12 protein-coding genes and 2 tRNA genes are annotated in these 17,195 nt (G+C 59.3%); 5 read left to right on the top strand and 9 right to left on the bottom strand.

All coding sequences use genetic code 11. The annotated features are described in order from the left end of the window. The first annotated feature begins 7 nt into the window (after nucleotides 1–7). The gene (locus tag ACVW1C_RS00330) at nucleotides 8–238 is read left to right on the top strand and encodes a hypothetical protein (protein ID WP_456756667.1); all 231 of its coding nucleotides are present in this window, start codon (nucleotides 8–10) and stop codon (nucleotides 236–238) included. Nucleotides 239–398: 160 nt separating this feature from the next. Here ACVW1C_RS00330 and ACVW1C_RS00325 read toward each other — a convergent pair whose 3' ends face one another. Both ACVW1C_RS00325 and ACVW1C_RS00320 read right to left on the bottom strand, forming a co-directional pair. After that, entirely contained in the window at nucleotides 399–716 is a 318-nt protein-coding gene (locus tag ACVW1C_RS00325; RefSeq protein WP_456756666.1) for a hypothetical protein, read from the bottom strand. Between the two features lie 39 nt (nucleotides 717–755). Beyond that, nucleotides 756–1,268 (bottom strand): hypothetical protein, encoded by a 513-nt coding sequence (locus ACVW1C_RS00320; protein ID WP_456756665.1) that lies wholly within the window; start codon nucleotides 1,266–1,268, stop codon nucleotides 756–758. Between the two features lie 481 nt (nucleotides 1,269–1,749). On the opposite strand from ACVW1C_RS00320, the gene ACVW1C_RS00315 reads away from it, so the two are divergent. The 3 genes from ACVW1C_RS00315 (at nucleotide 1,750) to ACVW1C_RS00305 (ending at nucleotide 5,264) form a co-directional block, all read left to right on the top strand. Then, a tRNA-Val gene (locus ACVW1C_RS00315) sits at nucleotides 1,750–1,826 on the top strand. A gap of 349 nt (nucleotides 1,827–2,175) precedes the next feature. Next, nucleotides 2,176–2,838: a hypothetical protein gene (locus ACVW1C_RS00310; RefSeq protein WP_456756664.1), complete on the top strand. Its 663-nt coding sequence runs from the start codon at nucleotides 2,176–2,178 to the stop codon at nucleotides 2,836–2,838. After that, nucleotides 2,835–5,264 carry a tetratricopeptide repeat protein gene (locus ACVW1C_RS00305; RefSeq protein WP_456756663.1) on the top strand — a complete coding sequence of 810 codons (2,430 nt, stop codon included), beginning with the start codon at nucleotides 2,835–2,837 and terminating at the stop codon, nucleotides 5,262–5,264. The genes ACVW1C_RS00310 and ACVW1C_RS00305 overlap by 4 nt, the downstream gene beginning before the upstream one ends. A 1,760-nt stretch (nucleotides 5,265–7,024) precedes the next feature. Here the strand turns inward: ACVW1C_RS00305 and ACVW1C_RS00300 are convergent. The 6 genes from ACVW1C_RS00300 to ACVW1C_RS00275 all read right to left on the bottom strand — a co-directional run bounded on the left by ACVW1C_RS00300 (nucleotide 7,025) and on the right by ACVW1C_RS00275 (nucleotide 14,904). Then, complete coding sequence (locus ACVW1C_RS00300; protein WP_456756662.1) at nucleotides 7,025–8,155, bottom strand: DUF1353 domain-containing protein; 1,131 nt, start codon at nucleotides 8,153–8,155, stop codon at nucleotides 7,025–7,027. Between the two features lie 862 nt (nucleotides 8,156–9,017). Beyond that, nucleotides 9,018–9,692 carry a hypothetical protein gene (locus ACVW1C_RS00295; RefSeq protein WP_456756661.1) on the bottom strand — a complete coding sequence of 225 codons (675 nt, stop codon included), beginning with the start codon at nucleotides 9,690–9,692 and terminating at the stop codon, nucleotides 9,018–9,020. 180 nt (nucleotides 9,693–9,872) lie between these two features. After that, nucleotides 9,873–10,388: a hypothetical protein gene (locus ACVW1C_RS00290; RefSeq protein WP_456756660.1), complete on the bottom strand. Its 516-nt coding sequence runs from the start codon at nucleotides 10,386–10,388 to the stop codon at nucleotides 9,873–9,875. 536 nt (nucleotides 10,389–10,924) lie between these two features. After that, nucleotides 10,925–11,000 (bottom strand) — tRNA-Lys (locus ACVW1C_RS00285). Between the two features lie 276 nt (nucleotides 11,001–11,276). Then, nucleotides 11,277–14,105: a glycosyltransferase gene (locus ACVW1C_RS00280; protein ID WP_456756659.1), complete on the bottom strand. Its 2,829-nt coding sequence runs from the start codon at nucleotides 14,103–14,105 to the stop codon at nucleotides 11,277–11,279. Between the two features lie 193 nt (nucleotides 14,106–14,298). Beyond that, nucleotides 14,299–14,904: a beta-1-3, beta-1-6-glucan biosynthesis protein gene (locus ACVW1C_RS00275; protein WP_456756658.1), complete on the bottom strand. Its 606-nt coding sequence runs from the start codon at nucleotides 14,902–14,904 to the stop codon at nucleotides 14,299–14,301. 244 nt (nucleotides 14,905–15,148) lie between these two features. On the opposite strand from ACVW1C_RS00275, the gene ACVW1C_RS00270 reads away from it, so the two are divergent. Beyond that, nucleotides 15,149–16,777, top strand: a complete 1,629-nt coding sequence (locus ACVW1C_RS00270) for a glycoside hydrolase family 17 protein (protein WP_456756657.1) — start codon at nucleotides 15,149–15,151, stop codon at nucleotides 16,775–16,777. Here ACVW1C_RS00270 and ACVW1C_RS00265 read toward each other — a convergent pair. Further along, a complete protein-coding gene (locus ACVW1C_RS00265; RefSeq protein WP_018271584.1) occupies nucleotides 16,737–17,117 on the bottom strand; it encodes a hypothetical protein in 381 nt (126 codons plus the stop codon). The two genes, ACVW1C_RS00270 and ACVW1C_RS00265, sit on opposite strands and share 41 nt — an antisense overlap. Between the last annotated feature and the right edge of the window lie 78 nt (nucleotides 17,118–17,195).

Here is a 17,195-nt window from a genome sequence, read left to right as displayed (position 1 = left end):
GGCCACAATGCCAACGACCATTGCCGGGATCTCCGCCGTGTTGGAGTACGTCAACCAGTTCGAGGCCGCCGGCGAAGAGTGGCCCAACGTCCACGACTGCACCGGTCCGAGGAATTGGCACTTCAAGCTGAGGCAAACCATGGCTCGGGCTGCGGCCAAGCTGAGTGGGGCCGCAGGCTTCGAGCAGGCCGAGGCTAGCGACGTCCAGCTGGTGCCGCACCTCGGCAGCGTCAACTGAGGCGACGGAAACCGGACGCTGAGCCGGTCGTCCCGGGAGATCAGCTAATCGGCCGCATCGATCATGAAGACGAAACTGGACAACTCGGGACAATTTCTTTAACGATTATGCTTAGACTGAAAAATGGGTGGGACGACCCCAATCATCCCACCCGTCGTTTCTACCAATGCCAATGTGATGCTACGACAACCGCCGCAATTCCGACCCGTCCAACGATGGCGAGGAGTTTGCGGCGTTTTCCTTTTTGCCGTTCTTTGTCCTCATCCTTCATAGCCTCAACCTCCCGCTTGATAAATACGGGAATCTCGGAATGTCGTCCTTGAGTTTGTAGACGCTCTACGTGCTCATGGATGCATTTCAGGATCGCATGTCGCGTTGATGCCTCCGGATAAAGGCGGAAGATCAACTCCTCAACCTCGACCGGCACCGACGCTGGTGGCGGCGAGGCGTTCCAAGGTTCTGCATTACGAGGCGGCATTCTGCCCCCCTCCTTTCGGCCACGAGAAAAAAACCGGGATCAGGCGGCCACTGATTCCCGGCTAGACTTCAGAAACAATGCATTTGAGGTCGCCAGCCGAAATGCCGTCCGGCCGTTGTGGGTGACGACAAAATGGTCGGCAGCTCGGCCCCGTGACGACCTGTCCTTCCCGATGTTGGCAATGAGACCTTTGCCTTCCAAAGCCACCATGGTCTTATAGATCATGGTTGTGTTCATCGCTTTGCGCTGGAATCGGTCTGTCAACTCGACAACGGTTCCGTAGTCGAAACCTTGGCCAACCGTTCGGTGCTCGTTGAAGAGACCGCACGCGAGTACGGTAAACTCGAACTTGTTGAGAGGCTCGACGAAGAGATCGTCTTCCAGCATTAGTGCGGCGATCGAGGAATCTCTCAACGTGCTGTGGATGATTGGCTCGATCTGCTCCAACACATCCGAAAGACATTTATCGAGAGAGTCGTTCTTCCAAGCGCGATCTCCGTCACCGCCGGAAGTTGATCGACCGCAGTTTGCGAACTGCGTCAGGTGATCCATGTAGCTCCTCCTTTTCTGAGAGCCCAAGCCAGTTCGGGCCTCACGCCGGGGGTGGGGCCGGCGCTCAACATGGTTAATTTTTTATGTTCGTAAAATCAAGGAACTTGCACGGCCGTGCAATCAACAGCTCGTGACGTTCGGCATAAGGGCGTGATTTGCGCCCCCAGCGCGCCCCCAGGGGTAAAATTTGTTGCGCGAATTGTTGCCTAAGCTATTGAGTTTGCTTGGTGAGCGCGGAGACAGCGCACTGGACCGGGAAGCAGGGGGTGGCGGGATACCAATCGACCCGGCGGCGGAACCGCGCAGGCGACCTCAGCCCGGGCACGAAGGGCTCAGAAGCGCATTTCAGCGCGGCGATCCGGCGTGCAGCCTAGCGATGCGGCGATCGAGGCTGCAACGATCGCAATGTTGACCGCGCCGGCCGCGAGAAGGCGGGAAGCGGCCGTCCCGCCCGTCAATAGCGGTCGCCGAAATGGTCTGAGGGCGGTTAGCTCAGCTGGTTAGAGCGCCTGCTTTACACGCAGGATGTCGGGAGTTCGAATCTCTCACCGCCTACCAGCTTCGCCGGTAGATCTATTGCCTTCGACCCAGGGTTGCGCTTCCATGAGCGCGAGTCGGGGGGAGAAACGATGTCTTGCGACGAATTGGCCCAATGTGGCCGATGGTTGGGCTTTGGCTGCTATCGCGTGTCAGCCGAAGGTCACGGCACGGGGCCGGTTGCATGGCCGTAGCATGCACCGTCTGCAACACAACCATTCCTCAGGAAGCGCGAGTTTGTCCTAGTTGCCAGACCGATGCTGGTTTTCCTAATGTTAGGCGGGCAGCGAAGCCAGAAGAGGCCGCGGCGCTAGCGGCGAGAATTGAGCTAGTGGATGCTAGTGCGGCCGCCAGAGGGGCTTCAGACGCGTTGGATCGTTTCGAGCAAGCGGTCGGTCGTTCGCATGCCGTTATGAACCGTCGTCTTGACGATCTGCACACATGGTCGGTCTCGGCGAGCCAATTTTTCGCGTCCTTCCACCCGCAGCTTCGGGATGGAGCTATCGCAGCTCGCGACAATGGTTGGGACGAACAGAGAACATCGGCCGAAAATACGGTCAGTCCTATCTATTTTGACAAGTTGCAAATAGCAGCTCTGTCATTAGATGACCTTGGCATGTCGTATTACGGAAAATACTGCGTCAGGCTGCGAGAGAAATTCATTTCAAAGAGAGCGTCAGTCTTTGAAGAAAACCCGTTCATTTTCTGTAAGAAGCATTCAATCGTATCGGGGGCCAGTGCTCCTCTAGGATACCGAGCGACCTGGGCGGATAGAGGGCGCCTGGCGAGAGCCAAACTCGGCAACGCGGTTAACAGCACTACGGCTACCCCGGAATTTCCCGACATCCTCATGAGCGCCGATCGGGGCAGTGACAAATGTGACTTCATTGAGGTGCACATTTATGAGAAAGTGGGAAGAGACGCGATCGAAGTAGTATCTGGGCCCGTCCCAAAGGAGGTCGAGGAACGCCTGCTTTGGAGGCAAGTTAAGCGAAAGCTCGAGCCCATCGGTGTTAAGATTCAAGAGCAATGATCAACGCAATCATTTCAGGAGAGGCTGGGACTTGTGCCGTCCTATCGCGGCTCCCGATCGTGTACGACTTGGAGGGCGAAAGCGTAGAGCTTTCTTCCAACGATCTGTCGGGTGTGTTTCGCGGGTGCACGGACACACAGAAGATCAAGGTCAAGACTACTGAAGAAGCTCTTGGAAAGTGCAGGGCTCTCCACAACTGTGATCGCGCCCTCCGCTTTGTGTTGCACGTTTTAGACGATCCAGGCGAGGATCGTTGGGAATTGGCGCAAGCCGCCGATGCGTTGCTGGAGGCTCCTGACGTCTTCGACTACGTGATCGGGTGCCTCTACGTGGACGCACTTCCGACAACAGATTCCGCGCAGGCTGCTTGCCAAGATCTGCATAATTTCAGTCGATTGAAGAATCTTCTGGAAGAAGTGCTTCGTGATCAGCTCCTAATCGGAAGAGTTCGCAAGCTTTTCGATGCTGCGGACAATTCGGAATTTGAGAGTGACGCCGTCTATCGGCGCTATCGCGAAAAAATCTTCAAGCTGGCGGCGCAGCGCGAGTTGGTCTGCTTGGTGCGTGACGGAAAGAGCATCGAATTCTTTCTGCTGCAGCTGAACCGCAAACTTCTCGGAATATCCGGGGCTCGGCGTGCGATTGAGACCTGGGCCGCCCCCTTCCGCGTACAGCGGAAGAAATTACCACAACTAGTTGTGGAGGAGTCTCTGGAGGACGCGGAGCATTCTGATCGCTCCAGTCGAAGCCGCGGCGTCTTCGAACGGATCACGACTCAGCAGGCAGAAATTGCAAGACGGCTGAAAGAGAGAGATATAGAGAACGCTCAAAAGTTCGCTTCCGAACTAATTCGGGGCCAAAAATCTCACTCCACGACAGAGCAGATAGCGAAGAGCTTGAGTAAACTAGCTCAGCTAGCGAAGACTAACGGCGTTCCGGAGTTGCAGCTTGAGTGGGCCAGAGCAGCAGTCGAGTGCAACCCAACCGATAGGATTACACATTCGCATTTGATCGACGCTTTAATCAGGCAGAACCGGCTCTACGAGGCATCCGAAGCAGTCGACCAGGCTGCGAAGCTCCATCAAGGTCTATTCGTCTTGAACGCCCGTGCGAGAATATTGCGCGCGCGCGGCGACTTCGAGGCGTCTCGCGCAATGTATCTGGAGGGCGCTGAGCAATTTCCCCATGATCCCGACTATGTCGTTGTAAGGGTCGGTGCTGCTGAGACGCTTCGGGATATGGGGCGCTACGATGAGGCATTGTTGGAATACACAAGGCTTACACAGGAATTTCCCACTGATGAAGTGCTTTGGTGCGGGTTAGCCTCCGTTCATCTGGATATGGGCAATTTCGATAAGGCGATCCAAAACTTTGGAAAGGCCCTTAATCGAGAGGATTCGGTTGCTCGCAGTGGAAGAGCGACGACATACAAGCAGGCGGGGCAGTTCGATCAAGCCCTTCGCCTTTACGATCAGCTTTTAAGAGAGTTTCCCAACGATATCGTTGTTCTTTGCGGCCGAGCTGAAGTCTTTCGCGTAAAGGGCGATCTCCCGTCTGCTCTGTCGTCTTATGAGCTTGCAATCGAGAGGAATCCGTTCTCGCCCGAGCCCGTTCGTGGCAAGTTTGAGGTTCTTCGCGAAAAGGGCGAACTTGTGGCTGCCGAACAGCTGCTCAACTCCGCTAGAGTACAATTTCCGCATGATCCGGGCTTGGCTTCACTTCACGCCGAGCTTCTCGAGAGCAAGGCCGCTTGGCACTTAGCTCTTTCGGCCCACGAGGACGTGCTAAAAAACTTCCCGCGTTCGGTTGGCGCCCGGCTAGGGCGCGCTCGCGTTTTGAACAGGTTGGGCCGATTGACGGATGCTCTCACTGTGTACGGCGCGCTACTTGCGGAACAGCCGTACTTGACGGCCGCGACTCTGGGCAGAGCATCGACACTTATCGAAATGGGAAACTTGGCGTCTGCTGAAGACATTCTGCGCCTACCGCGTGCACCGAAAAGCATATTTGAATGGCGAAAGCACTTCTTGCTGGCCTCGCTTTATCACGCACGAGGGGATTTTAAGAAAAGCAAGAATATGTTTGAAACGGGCGCTAGAAAGACGCCTTTTGTCAAAATCCGAAGACTGCACGCTGCGGCTCTAGCGAGAATGAGCCTTCGCCAAGGAAAGCCATCAGAAGCCGTACGCGTCGTGGACGCGCAGCCGAATGAGATTTCGAATGTTGTTCGCTTCCATGCGTTGGCAGCTTCGGGAAGGACAGAATTAGCGCGCGATGCCTGGAGTCGGATTACCGATCGAGATCCAAATATAGAGCTCGCCACCGAAATCGCCCGTCGATTCCGGATCGATGCTAATCCTCCGCAGCACGATTTGGATTGGATTTACAGGTTAGAGGAGCGCGCGCTTCTTCGCGAAGCTGCCTAAAACGTTCAATGACGGCGTAAACATCTTTCGCAACCGGCCAGCCAGCGCCCCGATCGGCTCACGACATGTTGATAACGGAGGCCACAATGTTGGTCAGCGAAATTATGGGTGATCGAGGGATCACGACGCGTCCTTTTCCAGCGGCTCGCATTTAGATCATGCGCCATTGAGTGCGCTGAGATGAGCTGTCAGGCAGGAACAAAAGGAGCGATCCGAGAATTTTCGGGCTTGGGCATCCGTAGCGCTGGGGATCTTTGGTGCGCTGATCGGCTTGGTGGCGATGCTAAAAAAGTAGGTTCCATGGGAATCGATCGCCATGTGAGCCACAAGACTTGTGCGTACAATGGGGTTAACCGCGCGCGAATGCAGTTGCGTTGTCAATAGCAATTCAATAGAAGGTCGCGTTCTGTTCGATGGCTGTTCGGCTAGCGTTCTGATCGCTCGAAACGCAAGATATTTGAGTTCTTTAGCTTTTTCGAATGCGGTTCCTCGTTTACACCGAGAGGGTCGGGAGTTCGAATCTCTCGCCGCCTACCACTACCTTCCTGATTTGCCTTGAGTTTCTTCTCTGGCTTGGCGCCGATGCGAGCGAGCTCGCGCGCATTCAACCGAACTTCAACAACAGACCCCATCAGTGGTTCTGGATCTGCTGCATGATGAAGTCGATGCCGAGAGCCACGAACGATTGAGACTCGCGCTAGTCTTGCGAACGCACCACGGCCTGCCAATAATCTTCTAGCGAGATGTATTGCCTGCCCGTGTCATTCAGATAGCCGATGGCCTGTTCCTTCGATGCGCGGGGCTTGGGTCTGGGGTGGATGATCGCGCTTGCAGCGCGACTAGGTTGGTTCGATACCGGCAGCTACTCCTGTTTCGTAATTATCGTAGCCGGTCTGTGACAGTGCAAAGCACCGTCGCGAAGATTGGCTCCTGGTTGCGCGGCATTCCATTGGGACGCCGTGTAAACGGTGCCACCATTGGCGCGGCAGTCAGAGAGAAAGTCCTGCAACCCGCGAGCATTTCCGGCCGGATTGTCTATGGGACCCTGATACGGGCCGGTCTGGGGCAGCCGTGGTTGTTGCGGTGCTTGTCCGACAAAAATCTGTACTCCACCTAGCGAAAAGACCGTTATTCCTCCGACCGCTAGGCCACCAAATAGCACTGGTACTAACAATTTCAGCATGAGGCCCTCCCTTGGGGTCGAGACGGGCGCGCGATAATCAACTCGTCACCTTATCCAAATTGGGCCACTGCTAAAATAGGCAAGGCCCAAGAGAATAGGTTGATGGACTGGAACATAATGTGAACATTGGCGCGATGCCTAAAACGGAACCCGACCTATCCAACGATCCCGGCCGCGTCGACGAGCAGCCGACCAAGCCATAGCGGCTTGCGCGGCGATGCCCGCGAGGCGGTTGTCGCCACGGAATTCCTTGAGCGGCGGTTGCAAGAATTGGCATCGACCGACTACGCGCGCGGGCGCGTGCTATCGCGCGAGCGAAAGGATTGGTTTGATTGACTTTGCCCCGCTCAACTGGACAGTCCGTTAACGCAAGCTCAAATTCATTGCTTCCCGAGCGACTGTTTCTTCATGGCGAGGTACTGATCGATGATCGATACTACCTTCCAATTGTGCCGGATGTGTTGCGTCTGAAACCGGCCGGGTGCCCTCGCACTAAGGCCGGCTCGCATGGCCTCGGGGGTTATAGGGGAGCGTGCGAACACCCGGTGCGAAGGGGTTCGAAGGAGTGCGAAAAATCCTACTTAAAAAGTTCGGGGCGCTTCTTCAAATCATCCCAAGTGATCGCATCTACGGGGATCTCCTTGAGGAATCGCTTCTCACCGTCTGCCTTTTTCTTAGCGTTTTGATCCCAAGCAGCTTGGCCGAACCGGCGGATAGCTTGATAGATTAGCGTAACGGTCGTGGGGGGGGTAGCGCCGTTCTCTGTAAGGGCGATTCTAAGGATGTCGTCCGCTGCGTCCCGGCTTTTGGTCTGATCCCAATAGAGGAAATCATGAAGAACGAACGCTGATATATTGCTGTCTCCTACAGGAAGTACCGATGAAAATGTATCTGGGAATCTATTTGGCGTGGTCAGAAACCCCGCAGGAATTACTACCGGTCCATACTTCTTCCCCTCATCAGAAGTTGGAGTCCAAGTGTACGCATTGCTCACAACAGCTAGGTTGGTGCTCAAAAATTGCAGTTTGAGGGTAGCGGTTGGCGCAATCGTTGTCGGGGCAGCGGGCGAGGCGACAGCCTCTGGAACGCGTGGGTTTGCAACCGCGCTCCGATTTTTCGGGGCATACCCAACTTCTTTGTATGCCCATTCGAGATGTCTCTCTATCTTTGCTATTTCGATTTCATCCCTATCCTTGGCGCCCGACAAGGTGCGCCACTTCTCTTCCATTATGTCGATATCCTTTCGTATTGCGTCCCGAGAAGCGACCAATGCTTTGTAGTATTGCTGCCAATCCAGTTTTGATTGCTCGCTCGCTACGTTCGCGAGGTACTGTGCGAATCGGATGCGCAACTCGATATCTTGGTTTAGACCGTTATTGATGAACTCCTTGTTGTAATCGTCTCGAAATGCCTGTTGCTTTGCTAAACGTTCTGCGTTGGATTTTGTGTATTCTAGAACGGCTGATGCTAGCTGAAACAGTGGCGGGATTGCCGCTATGGCCAAGGCAACGAATACGCTTCCCAGAACGAATTTTGTGTAGTCCAGTCGAGCCTTGTATCGTTCCAGAGCTAATTTCCGCCACTCAGTAGCATTTTGAGTGGTCAGCTTTTCCCGCTCCAATTGGCTTTGAGAAGTTAGCTTCTGCCGCTCGAGTTCGGTTTGAAGGGATAGCTTCTCCCGCTCAAAGGCTAGCTGTTCCTCTTCCATGCGCCGCTCCTGCAAAACACCGCATGGTTGCAGCTTAAGGCCGGCTCGCCAAGCCGAAAATTGGCTGGGCGAGGTGGGATGAGACTTTCAGTTTGGTGCGGGGACGAACACGTCATACCGCCGCGAGGGCGGTGCCTGCGTTTCGATCCGCAAGACACCGGCATCCAACAGCCGCCGCATGGCGTCAGCCATTTTTCGCTTGGTGTAGCCTTTCGCGTCAGGATGCTCGGACACCCGCGTTCTGCAGCCATGCCGCGGCGATCGCCGTCTCGGATAGGTTGCATGGCCTATGCCGCGGGCCGATGGATAAGCCGATAAGCCCGCCGGGCGTGAACCAGCGGGTTTTCTTTTAGTTTCGGCGCCGTGGGACCGCAGGGCGGACTGCTGGCTAGATGCCAATCACCAACGGCGGTATCCGCGGTGGTATCCGTAACCTCGATGCACGCCATAACCATAGCGACGCACACCGTAGCCACCATGATAGCCGTACCCGTACCCTCGGTAGACGGGTGCCGTGCGGACACAACCGCGCGCGCCGCAGACAACAGCGACGTTCTCGACGTTTGAAGCGGGGGAGAGCGGGGTAAACGGCATCGCGGACGCTGTTTCTCCCATAGCAACGCTGCCGAGGGCAGCAAGTGTAGCGAGCGCAAGTTTAAGTTTCATGGGGCTTCCTTCCCGTTGGCATCTTAGAGTGTCGGACACATTAGGAAGCCGAATGTGAACCGGGGATGAGTAGCCTGGTCGGTAGGGTGTTCGCCGGCCTGCTCGACGAGCCGATTCCAGGTTGTCTGCCCGACCAGGCAGCCGCCCGGATCTGAGCACCAAACGGCCGTCGGGTCACGCCGGCGGGTTAGTTCGCCTACTTCTCTTCTAGCGAGCGGGACTCAGCCAGCAGGTCTTCAATCCGCTCCCTTAGGGTCTTCTTCAGGTCCGAGCCCGGACGCGTTTCGTAATAGCTGATACGGGCGTGCTCCTCGATTTTGGCTTGGTCTGCCACCAGTGGCCTAAGGTCTTCAAGGGCTTTTAGGCTTGGACCGAGTGTTTGACGAAATCTCAGTCCAATTTGCCTGAGCTCGCCGATCGGGACGTTTGCGCTATTCGAAGGATTTACGCTCGCGATCGTGTTCTCGATCTCACGGCGAAGGGCGGAAAGCCGGTAGTGAAACTCAATCAAGGTCTGCGGAGCTTTCCCCGGCAATAGGGCAAGCTGGCCAGCGGTGGCACTGTAGATGGTCGGTACAGCAGGTGCGAACTTCCGCAGCTTCCCAGCGGACATCAAGCCTGGCGCGGAGTCCTTGGGCCAGTAAGCTTTCCAAGGCTTCTCGGAATCAAAAACGCAGCGAGCAACCAGGTGCGTCAATTCCGCGTACAGGACTCGAGCTAGATCTAGAACTTGCACCTGACGCTTACGGATCTCGACGAGGACGGATGTAATGATCGCCAGAAGAGCGCCGACGATGAGGAAGCCCGCCTTGGCTAGGTTCTCATTTGCAGAGGCGATTATGGCCCCTGCGATGCAGGCGCTAAGCAGCAAGGGACCCGTGATCCACCAAATGCTAAGCACTCGCATGCGTTCAGACACCCTCGGCCCTGGCCCGCTGAATTTCCGCCCCCGTCGGCCGCAGCAGGGCAAGCAAAGCCGGTAGGGCCCATGCCCCGACTGAAATAAGCGGCCTCGATGCTCCCCGCACGCGGATCGCTTTTCAGGTAGCTCCTATGTAGCGCAGCGCGATTTTAGGTTGATGGACCGCAGGAAGGTGTCCAGTCCGTTCTGACTGCAGTTTTTCTTCTCGCCGGCCTGTTGAGGCGTGTCGGCCCGTCCTGGCGGTGAGCTGTTTTCGGCAGCCGTTTTTCGCTTCGTCAATTGGTATTTTGTGTCTGCGGGATCATGCCAATGTCGAGAAATGATCTTCAACGGCTCCTTCCGCTGTTCGCTCGGACGGGGCGTGACAGAGACCTGGACGGGTGCTGTGGGGGCAGCAGTCGTTGCGGACGACGCATCAATTGTAACGGCGGCAACCTCGTACTCTTCCGCGGGTGCATTCACGAGGGCAGCACCGGTCGCCTGGGATTCGACTTTCAACGGAAGGCGGTCGCCCTTACCCGACGTCTCCGCCACGGGGTAGGTGGCTGTCGTCAGCGCTGCGGGCGCAGGATTTCTCCCGAGTGCTGCAACCGCACCCATTCCAACCAAGCCAATTATTCCAACAACAAAAATTCGGATCCACATGAATGGCTCCTGACCAACGCAATGAACGGCAAGGCTTCCGAAAAACCGCAGCCTTTCGCCAAATTTTGCTCAGAATAAGGCGGCTAAGGCATTGGCGAATAAGATGAAAACAACATGCCGTGGACGTTTCGTGCACGCCAACTCTGCGCGCCGGCCTTATGATCGAGTTTTTTTCACGCCTCCAAGGAAGCGCGATCGCGATTCGACCGCGTTAAGAGGTTTGCGGCCGCACTTCGCCGCGGCGCCGGCGATCAGGAGCGGCCGGATCAGGGACGAGCCGAGCGCGGGGTGCCGTTCTGGTAGAGGCCGGAATCCCGGCCGATCTCGAGCGCCGTCATCTCGCGATCGGCGGCGAGTAGGATGGCCAAGACGGCAGCTTGACAGGGTTGCAGCAGGGTGCAGCCAATTCACCGGCCGCTCCTGAAAAAGAACGGCCGCAGAACGGACTTTGTAAACTGGTTTACAATCTGGGCTCGGATGCGCCTGAATGCGCCTGGCCAGTCAGATGCTATGCCGTTGAGGTTACTGCGGTTATTTGGTGAGCGCGGAGGGACTCGAACCCTCGACCCCATGATTAAAAGTCACGTGCTCTACCGCCTGAGCTACGCGCTCACTCACCTGAACATCGGATCCGGACGCAGACCTTGAGCCGCTCCGGATCATGCTCCAGCCCGCGCTGTGTAGGGGGCAGGGCCCATCGGGTCAATAGCCGAAGGGCGGTCAATTGTGCGCCGTGACGGCGGATTTGCCGTTCCGGCGCCTCGGGTTAGGCCGGTTTCTTGAAGTCAGAGCCCCGTTCCGATTGAATCGGAACCGGGCTCTGGATTCTTGTTTTGACGCGTTTTCCTCACGCGAACCGGTACCCACTTCGCTCGAAAACGCTTTAGCTCAGCTGTCGTGGCGGATTTCCGAGCCGACCGGCTGCGACGGGGCGGCGACCGAGGGCAGGCTAACCGGGCGGAGCCCGATCAGTTCCGCCGTCCGGATCGCGCTGTTGCGCCAAAACGCGAACTCGTTGATCCGCGAATTCTCCAGGATCGCGATGGCGACGGCGGAGAGGAACGGCAGGCTTTCAAGCACCAGAACCGCGGCGAAGATGTAGATCTCGCGCACCTGCTTGTAGCCGTTGGTGACGACCAGCACGATGGCGCCGACCAGCAGCAGCACGCCGATCACGGCTTCCCAGAACGCCTGGAATTCGATCGACATCCGCGACAGGCCGCCCTTCGAGGTGCGGGCGAAGGCGAGATGCTCGGTGATCAGGCCCTGCGCCACCGCGCGCGACACCGTCCACTGCACGCTCATCGCCGCGATCATGGCACCCAGCATCTGGCCGGCCTTGATGTTCACGCGCAGCCGGTAGAGCGCGACGAAATGCACCAGCGAGACGATGAAGGAGGCGATGATCGGCAGGGTCAGGATCTTGTCGGGGATCGCGATGTCGGCAAAGGCGACGATCGGGACCCAGATCAGATTGAGGATCGCGACCACGACGCCGAGGCTTTCGGCCCCTAGCCAATTGAGCCAGCCGAGCGAGAACTCGCGGCGCTGGTCCGGCGTCAACCGGCTGGCGCCGGGCAGGAAGCGCCGCCAGTGCTTCTTGACGATCTGGAAGCCGCCATAGGCCCAGCGGTGGCGCTGCTTCTTGAAGGCCTCATAGGTGTCAGGCAGCAGGCCTTCGCCGTAACGCACATTGGTGTAATGCGTGAGCCAGCCCTGTTGCTGGATCGAGAGACCGAGATCGGTGTCCTCGCAGATCGTGTCAGAGGACCAGCCGCCGGCCTTGTCCATCGCGGCGCGTCGGATCAGGCACATCGTGCCGTGCACGATGATGGCGTTGAACTCGTTACGCTGGACCATGCCGATGTCGAAGAACCCGGCATATTCGCCGTTCATGATGTAGTGCATCAATGAGCGGTCGCCGTCGCGATGCTCCTGCGGCGCCTGGACCAAGCCGACGCGCGGATCGGCGAACGCCGGCACGAGGTCCTTGAGCCAGTCCGGATGCACGACATAGTCGGCGTCGATGATGCCGATGATCTCGGCATCCGCCGCGGTCCGCTCCATCGCAATCCGCAGCGCGCCGGCCTTGAAGCCCTGCACCTTCTCGGCATTGATGAACTTGAAGCGCTCGCCGAGCATCCGGCAGTGATCCTGGATCGGCCGCCAGAAGTCGGGATCGGGCGTGTTGTTGATGATGCAGACGCACTCGAAATTCGGATAGTCGAGCCGCGACACTGCATCGAGCGTCTGCTTCAGCATCTCGACCGGTTCGAAATAGGCCGGGATGTGGATCGAGACTTTCGGGAACGTCACATTCTCGCCCATCGTGGCGGGTGCGAGCGGCTCGCTCTTGCCGATCAGCCGGCGCGGGCCGCGGCCGAACGCCACCGCCGCGATCTCCTCGATCCGCGCCATCGCAATCAGGACCAGCGGAACCAGCAGCATCAGGCCGAGGCTGAGCGCGAAGGCCGAACCCCAGACGAAATAGTGCGTGGTCCAGTACGAGAACACGGTCGCAACCCAGGCGCCGACGCCGTTGGCCGCGGCCGACAGCAGCAGTGCCTGCATCACGGTCGGCTGGTCCAGCCGCAGGATCGGTAGCGACATGAACAGGCCGACCAGCACGGCGACCAGCGCGATCTTCCAGTAGTTGAGATCGGTGACCGGGCCGGTCCAGGCGAACTTCGCCTCGCGGTCGGCATTGAGGATGCCCCAGTAGGGACCGACGCCGCCTTCGAAGAACTTCCAAGGCTGATCGATGGCTTCGACGATGTTGTAGTCCATGCCGATGGCTTCGGCGCGCGCGACGAAATTGCGCAGCACCGTGGCCTGCTGGAACGGACCGGGCTCGGCGCTGCGCAGATTGTAGCCCTGGCTCGGCCAGCCGAATTCGGCGATCAGGATGCGCTTGCCGGGGAACGAGTCGCGCAGGAGGTTGTAGCGGTCGACCGCCTGATCCACCGCCTGCTTGTCGGTGAAGTTTTCCCAGTACGGCAGCACGTGCGCGGCGATGAAGTCGGACGAATTGGCGAGCTGCGGATGGTCGCGCCAGATGTTCCAGATTTCACCGGTCGTCACGGGAACGCTGACCGACTTCTTGACGCGCTGGATCACCTTGATCAGCCTGTGCACGTTGCTTTCGGCGATCGCCCATTTGACGGCTTCGGCCCGCTTGTCCTCGGGCTGCGTCTCCGCGTCGTGCAGGCGCTGCGCCTCCTCGCGGAGGATGCGCTCGGATTCCTCCGGCGGCACCCCGATCTCCGGAACCGAGCCGAGGTTTTCGAGCGGGACCTGCTCGCCGCGGAACACGGTTTCGTTGCCGACCACGATGCCGATGACGTTGCTGTTGCGCTTGGCAAGGTTGATCGCGGCTTCGATCTCGCGATTGTTGCGGTTGGCGTCCTTGTCGATCCAGGCGCCGACCGTGACCTTCATGCCGAACTCGGCGGCGACCGGCGGCACCAGCTCGTTGCCTTCGGTCGACGAATAGAGGCGGACCGCTTTGGTGAGCGTCGAGAGCTTTCGCAGGTCGGTGCGCACCTTCTCGCTGTCGGCGGCAACGTCCGCGACGGAGTGGCCGGACTCGAACGGGGCGTAGGACAGGCTCGGCAACGTGCCACGGAAATCGGGCGCCGACTGCTTCTCCTGGAAGAGACCCCACAGGGCAGCGTGGGCGGCGGTGACAAGCAACAGGACGGCGACGACGGCGCGCATCGCGGTTAAACCATACGGGGCCTGAGATTGAGGACTAAGCGAACCCGTCCCCTGGGTTCGACCAACATAGCGGCGGAGGGAAAGATATCTCCGCCATCCGATTTAACAACTGGTGTGCTGCGATGGCGTTTTAAGGGCGCAAGCCGTTCCAGCCGCGAAAAAAATCGCGGCCGGATCCGATCGTGCGATGCGGCTATTTCGATGCCGGCGCCGGTGTCGCCGACGGGGTCGGCGCAGGCGAGGGCGAGGCGGCCGGCGCAGGGGCGACATTGCCGGCCGTGGACGGCGGGGTAGGCGCGGCGGCTGCCGCGGCCTGCGGCTGGGCACCCGGATTGATCCAGCAGGCGTGGATGCGGCCATCGAGGCTGCCGCGCACCTTGTCGTCGATCTGGGCGCCGAACCGGGTCAGGCAGCGGAAGGCGGCCTGGACGTGGCCGCCGGGGCAGCCGAAACGGTCGTAGAGGTCGAGATGGCGGAAGGCGGTGTCGAGGTCGTCGTTCCACATCAGGCGGACCACGCGGCGGCCGAGCCAGACGCATTCCGGGTTGCCGGCCGGACCGTTGATGGCCTGCTGGGCCTCGACGAACTCCTCGACCTTGCGCTGGTTGGCCTCCCGCACGGCGTTGGCATTGGCGTCGGGCTGTCCAGGCTGCTGTTTGGCCTGGTCAGGCGGATTCGGCGTGCCGCTCTGGGCGAACGCGCCGCCGGCTCCGTTCAAGAGCGCAAGCGCTGTGACGAGGCCCGTTACGGCAAGATGGCGCAAAGCAGTGTTCTTCAACTCAAGCAGCCGTCGACGCATGCATTCCCCGATATGTTCCGGCCCCTGCGGGATCATCCTAACGGCTCGCGTGATGCCGTCCAAATAGGTCTCCAGTGCGGCGGAGACTCTGGCGGAATCCCATGACTGGAATTTGGTATTTTGTCCAGCAAACTCACAACTTTATCACCCCAGCGCAAAACTGTCGCAGGACAACCATGGTATTGACCGATTCCTGGACTTGGCAGACGGGCCGTGACCGGCTAATTCGACGGTCCCCCGGAGGATGGAACCGATTTCGCTTCGTACGCCGCTGGCGCTTCTCCTGATCTCGCTCGCCGTGATTGCATCTGTGTGGTGGTGGCTCGCCACGCCGATTACGCTCGCGCGCGCGCCGATCGATCCTGCCGCAAAGCTGCAATGCGTGTCGTACACGCCGTTCCGCGGCGCCCAGACGCCGCTCGATCCCACCACGCAGATTCCGGTCGAACAGATCGAGCAGGACCTCGCCGATCTCGCCAAGGTTACCGATTGCGTGCGGACCTATTCGATCGAGAACGGCCTCAACCAGGTCCCCGGCGTGGCGGCCAAGGTCGGGCTGAAGGTGATGCAGGGCATCTGGCTCAGCAGCAACCGCTTCAAGAATTTGCAGCAGATCGCGATCGCGGTCCGGCTCGCCAAGGAATATCCCGGCGTCGTCACCTCGCTGATCGTCGGCAACGAGGTGCTGCTGCGCGGCGAGATGACCGCCGCCGATCTTGCCGGCAACATCCGCGCGGTGAAGGCGGCGGCGGGCAATCTCCCGGTCACCTATGCCGACGTCTGGGAATACTGGGTGAAGAACCGCGAGATCTATGACGCGGTCGATTTTGTCACCATTCACATCCTGCCATATTGGGAGGACATCCCGGTCAAGGCGAAGTACGCCGCTGCGCATGTCGACGATATCCGCAAGCGGATGGCGGTGACGTTCCCGGGCAAGGAGATCCTGATCGGCGAGACCGGATGGCCGAGCGCGGGACGGATGCGGGAGGGCGCACTGCCGTCGCGCACCAACCAGGCGCGGGTGGTGTCCGAGATCCTCGACCTCGCCAAGCGCGAGGGCTTTCGGGTCAACCTGATCGAGGCCTATGACCAGCCCTGGAAGCGCAAGCTCGAGGGCACAGTCGGCGGCAATTGGGGCCTGTTCGATGCCGCCAAGCGGCAGGTGAAGTACCCGCCCGGCGTTGCGATCAGCAATTACCCCACCTGGAAGCTGCAGATGGCGGGCGGCATGGCGCTGTCTATCGCCACTTTCCTCGCGGCCTGGCTGACGCTGCGCCGCCGGCCCTGGACGCCGCGGCCATCGGCCTGGATCGCGGTCGCGATTTCGGCGACGACGGCGGGGACGCTGCTGGGGATCGCCGGCGACAAGATGTATTACGAGAGCTACGGCATCGGCGGCTGGCTGCATTGGGGCGTGCTGCTCGCGGCCGCCATTGCCTCGCCCTTGCTGACCGCGCATGCGCTGATCGCCGGGCGCTCGCTGCCGACCTTCCTGGAGTTGGTCGGGCCGCGTGACTATCGCGGCAAGGGTGCGATCGGCGCATTGCTCGCGATCGTGCTGGTCATCACCACGGTGATCGCAGCCGAGACCGCGCTCGGCTTCGCCTTCGATCCGCGCTACCGCGATTTCCCGTACGCTTCGCTCATCATGGCGGTGGTGCCGTTCGCGCTGCTCACCATGCTCAATCGCCCGAAGGAAGGCATCCGGCCGCTCGCGGAATCCGTGTTCGCCGGTCTGTTGGCGATTGCCGCCCTCTTCACGATCTACAACGAGGGCACGATCAACTGGCAGTCGGACTGGACCTGCGTGATGTACCTCTTGCTCGCCGCTACGCTGTGGCGGGCGCGGGCCGCGCAAAACCCAGGATAAACAAGCCGATCGCGAGCCCCGACAGCACGACGTTGTAGAGCACGATCCCGAGCCCGGCTGCGATCAGGCCAACGGTGAGCAGCACGATCGACGGTCGCGTCAGGTTCAGCACCGCAATCACCAGCGCGGTGATCCCGAACACCGAGTTCTTGAACAGCACGGTGGACAGCGCGCGGGCCTTGCACAGCATGGTCTGCGTGCCGGCGTCGCAGGCCAGTGCAACCGGCGAGAATTCGATGGCGAGATAGCGCACGTACAGTGCATAGCCGACGGTGACGAAGCCCACGACCATCAGGAACTGGACCTGATAGGGGGAGAGGCGGAAAGGAGGTTTTGTCATCGCGGCACTATGGTCGGGAACGGGGTTTCGGACAAGGCTCGGTCAGAGCAGCGAAATCGGTTGAGAATTTGGCCGCAA

It is taken from the genome of Bradyrhizobium sp. USDA 4011, from assembly GCF_054063415.1.
Note: the sequence above shows the minus strand (reverse complement) of the source record. Positions and strands in the feature narration are given on the sequence as shown.

What these genes read in the sequence shown, in the direction of transcription:
- ACVW1C_RS00325 (WP_456756666.1), bottom strand. Translation starts at nt 716, where the DNA reads ATGCCGCCTCGTAATGCAGAACCTTGGAACGCCTCGCCGCCACCAGCG.
- ACVW1C_RS00275 (WP_456756658.1), bottom strand. Translation starts at nt 14,904, where the DNA reads ATGCGTCGACGGCTGCTTGAGTTGAAGAACACTGCTTTGCGCCATCTT.
- ACVW1C_RS00300 (WP_456756662.1), bottom strand. Translation starts at nt 8,155, where the DNA reads ATGGAAGAGGAACAGCTAGCCTTTGAGCGGGAGAAGCTATCCCTTCAA.
- ACVW1C_RS00320 (WP_456756665.1), bottom strand. Translation starts at nt 1,268, where the DNA reads ATGGATCACCTGACGCAGTTCGCAAACTGCGGTCGATCAACTTCCGGC.
- ACVW1C_RS00270 (WP_456756657.1), top strand. Translation starts at nt 15,149, where the DNA reads ATGGAACCGATTTCGCTTCGTACGCCGCTGGCGCTTCTCCTGATCTCG.
- ACVW1C_RS00280 (WP_456756659.1), bottom strand. Translation starts at nt 14,105, where the DNA reads ATGCGCGCCGTCGTCGCCGTCCTGTTGCTTGTCACCGCCGCCCACGCT.
- ACVW1C_RS00290 (WP_456756660.1), bottom strand. Translation starts at nt 10,388, where the DNA reads ATGTGGATCCGAATTTTTGTTGTTGGAATAATTGGCTTGGTTGGAATG.
- ACVW1C_RS00305 (WP_456756663.1), top strand. Translation starts at nt 2,835, where the DNA reads ATGATCAACGCAATCATTTCAGGAGAGGCTGGGACTTGTGCCGTCCTA.
- ACVW1C_RS00330 (WP_456756667.1), top strand. Translation starts at nt 8, where the DNA reads ATGCCAACGACCATTGCCGGGATCTCCGCCGTGTTGGAGTACGTCAAC.
- ACVW1C_RS00265 (WP_018271584.1), bottom strand. Translation starts at nt 17,117, where the DNA reads ATGACAAAACCTCCTTTCCGCCTCTCCCCCTATCAGGTCCAGTTCCTG.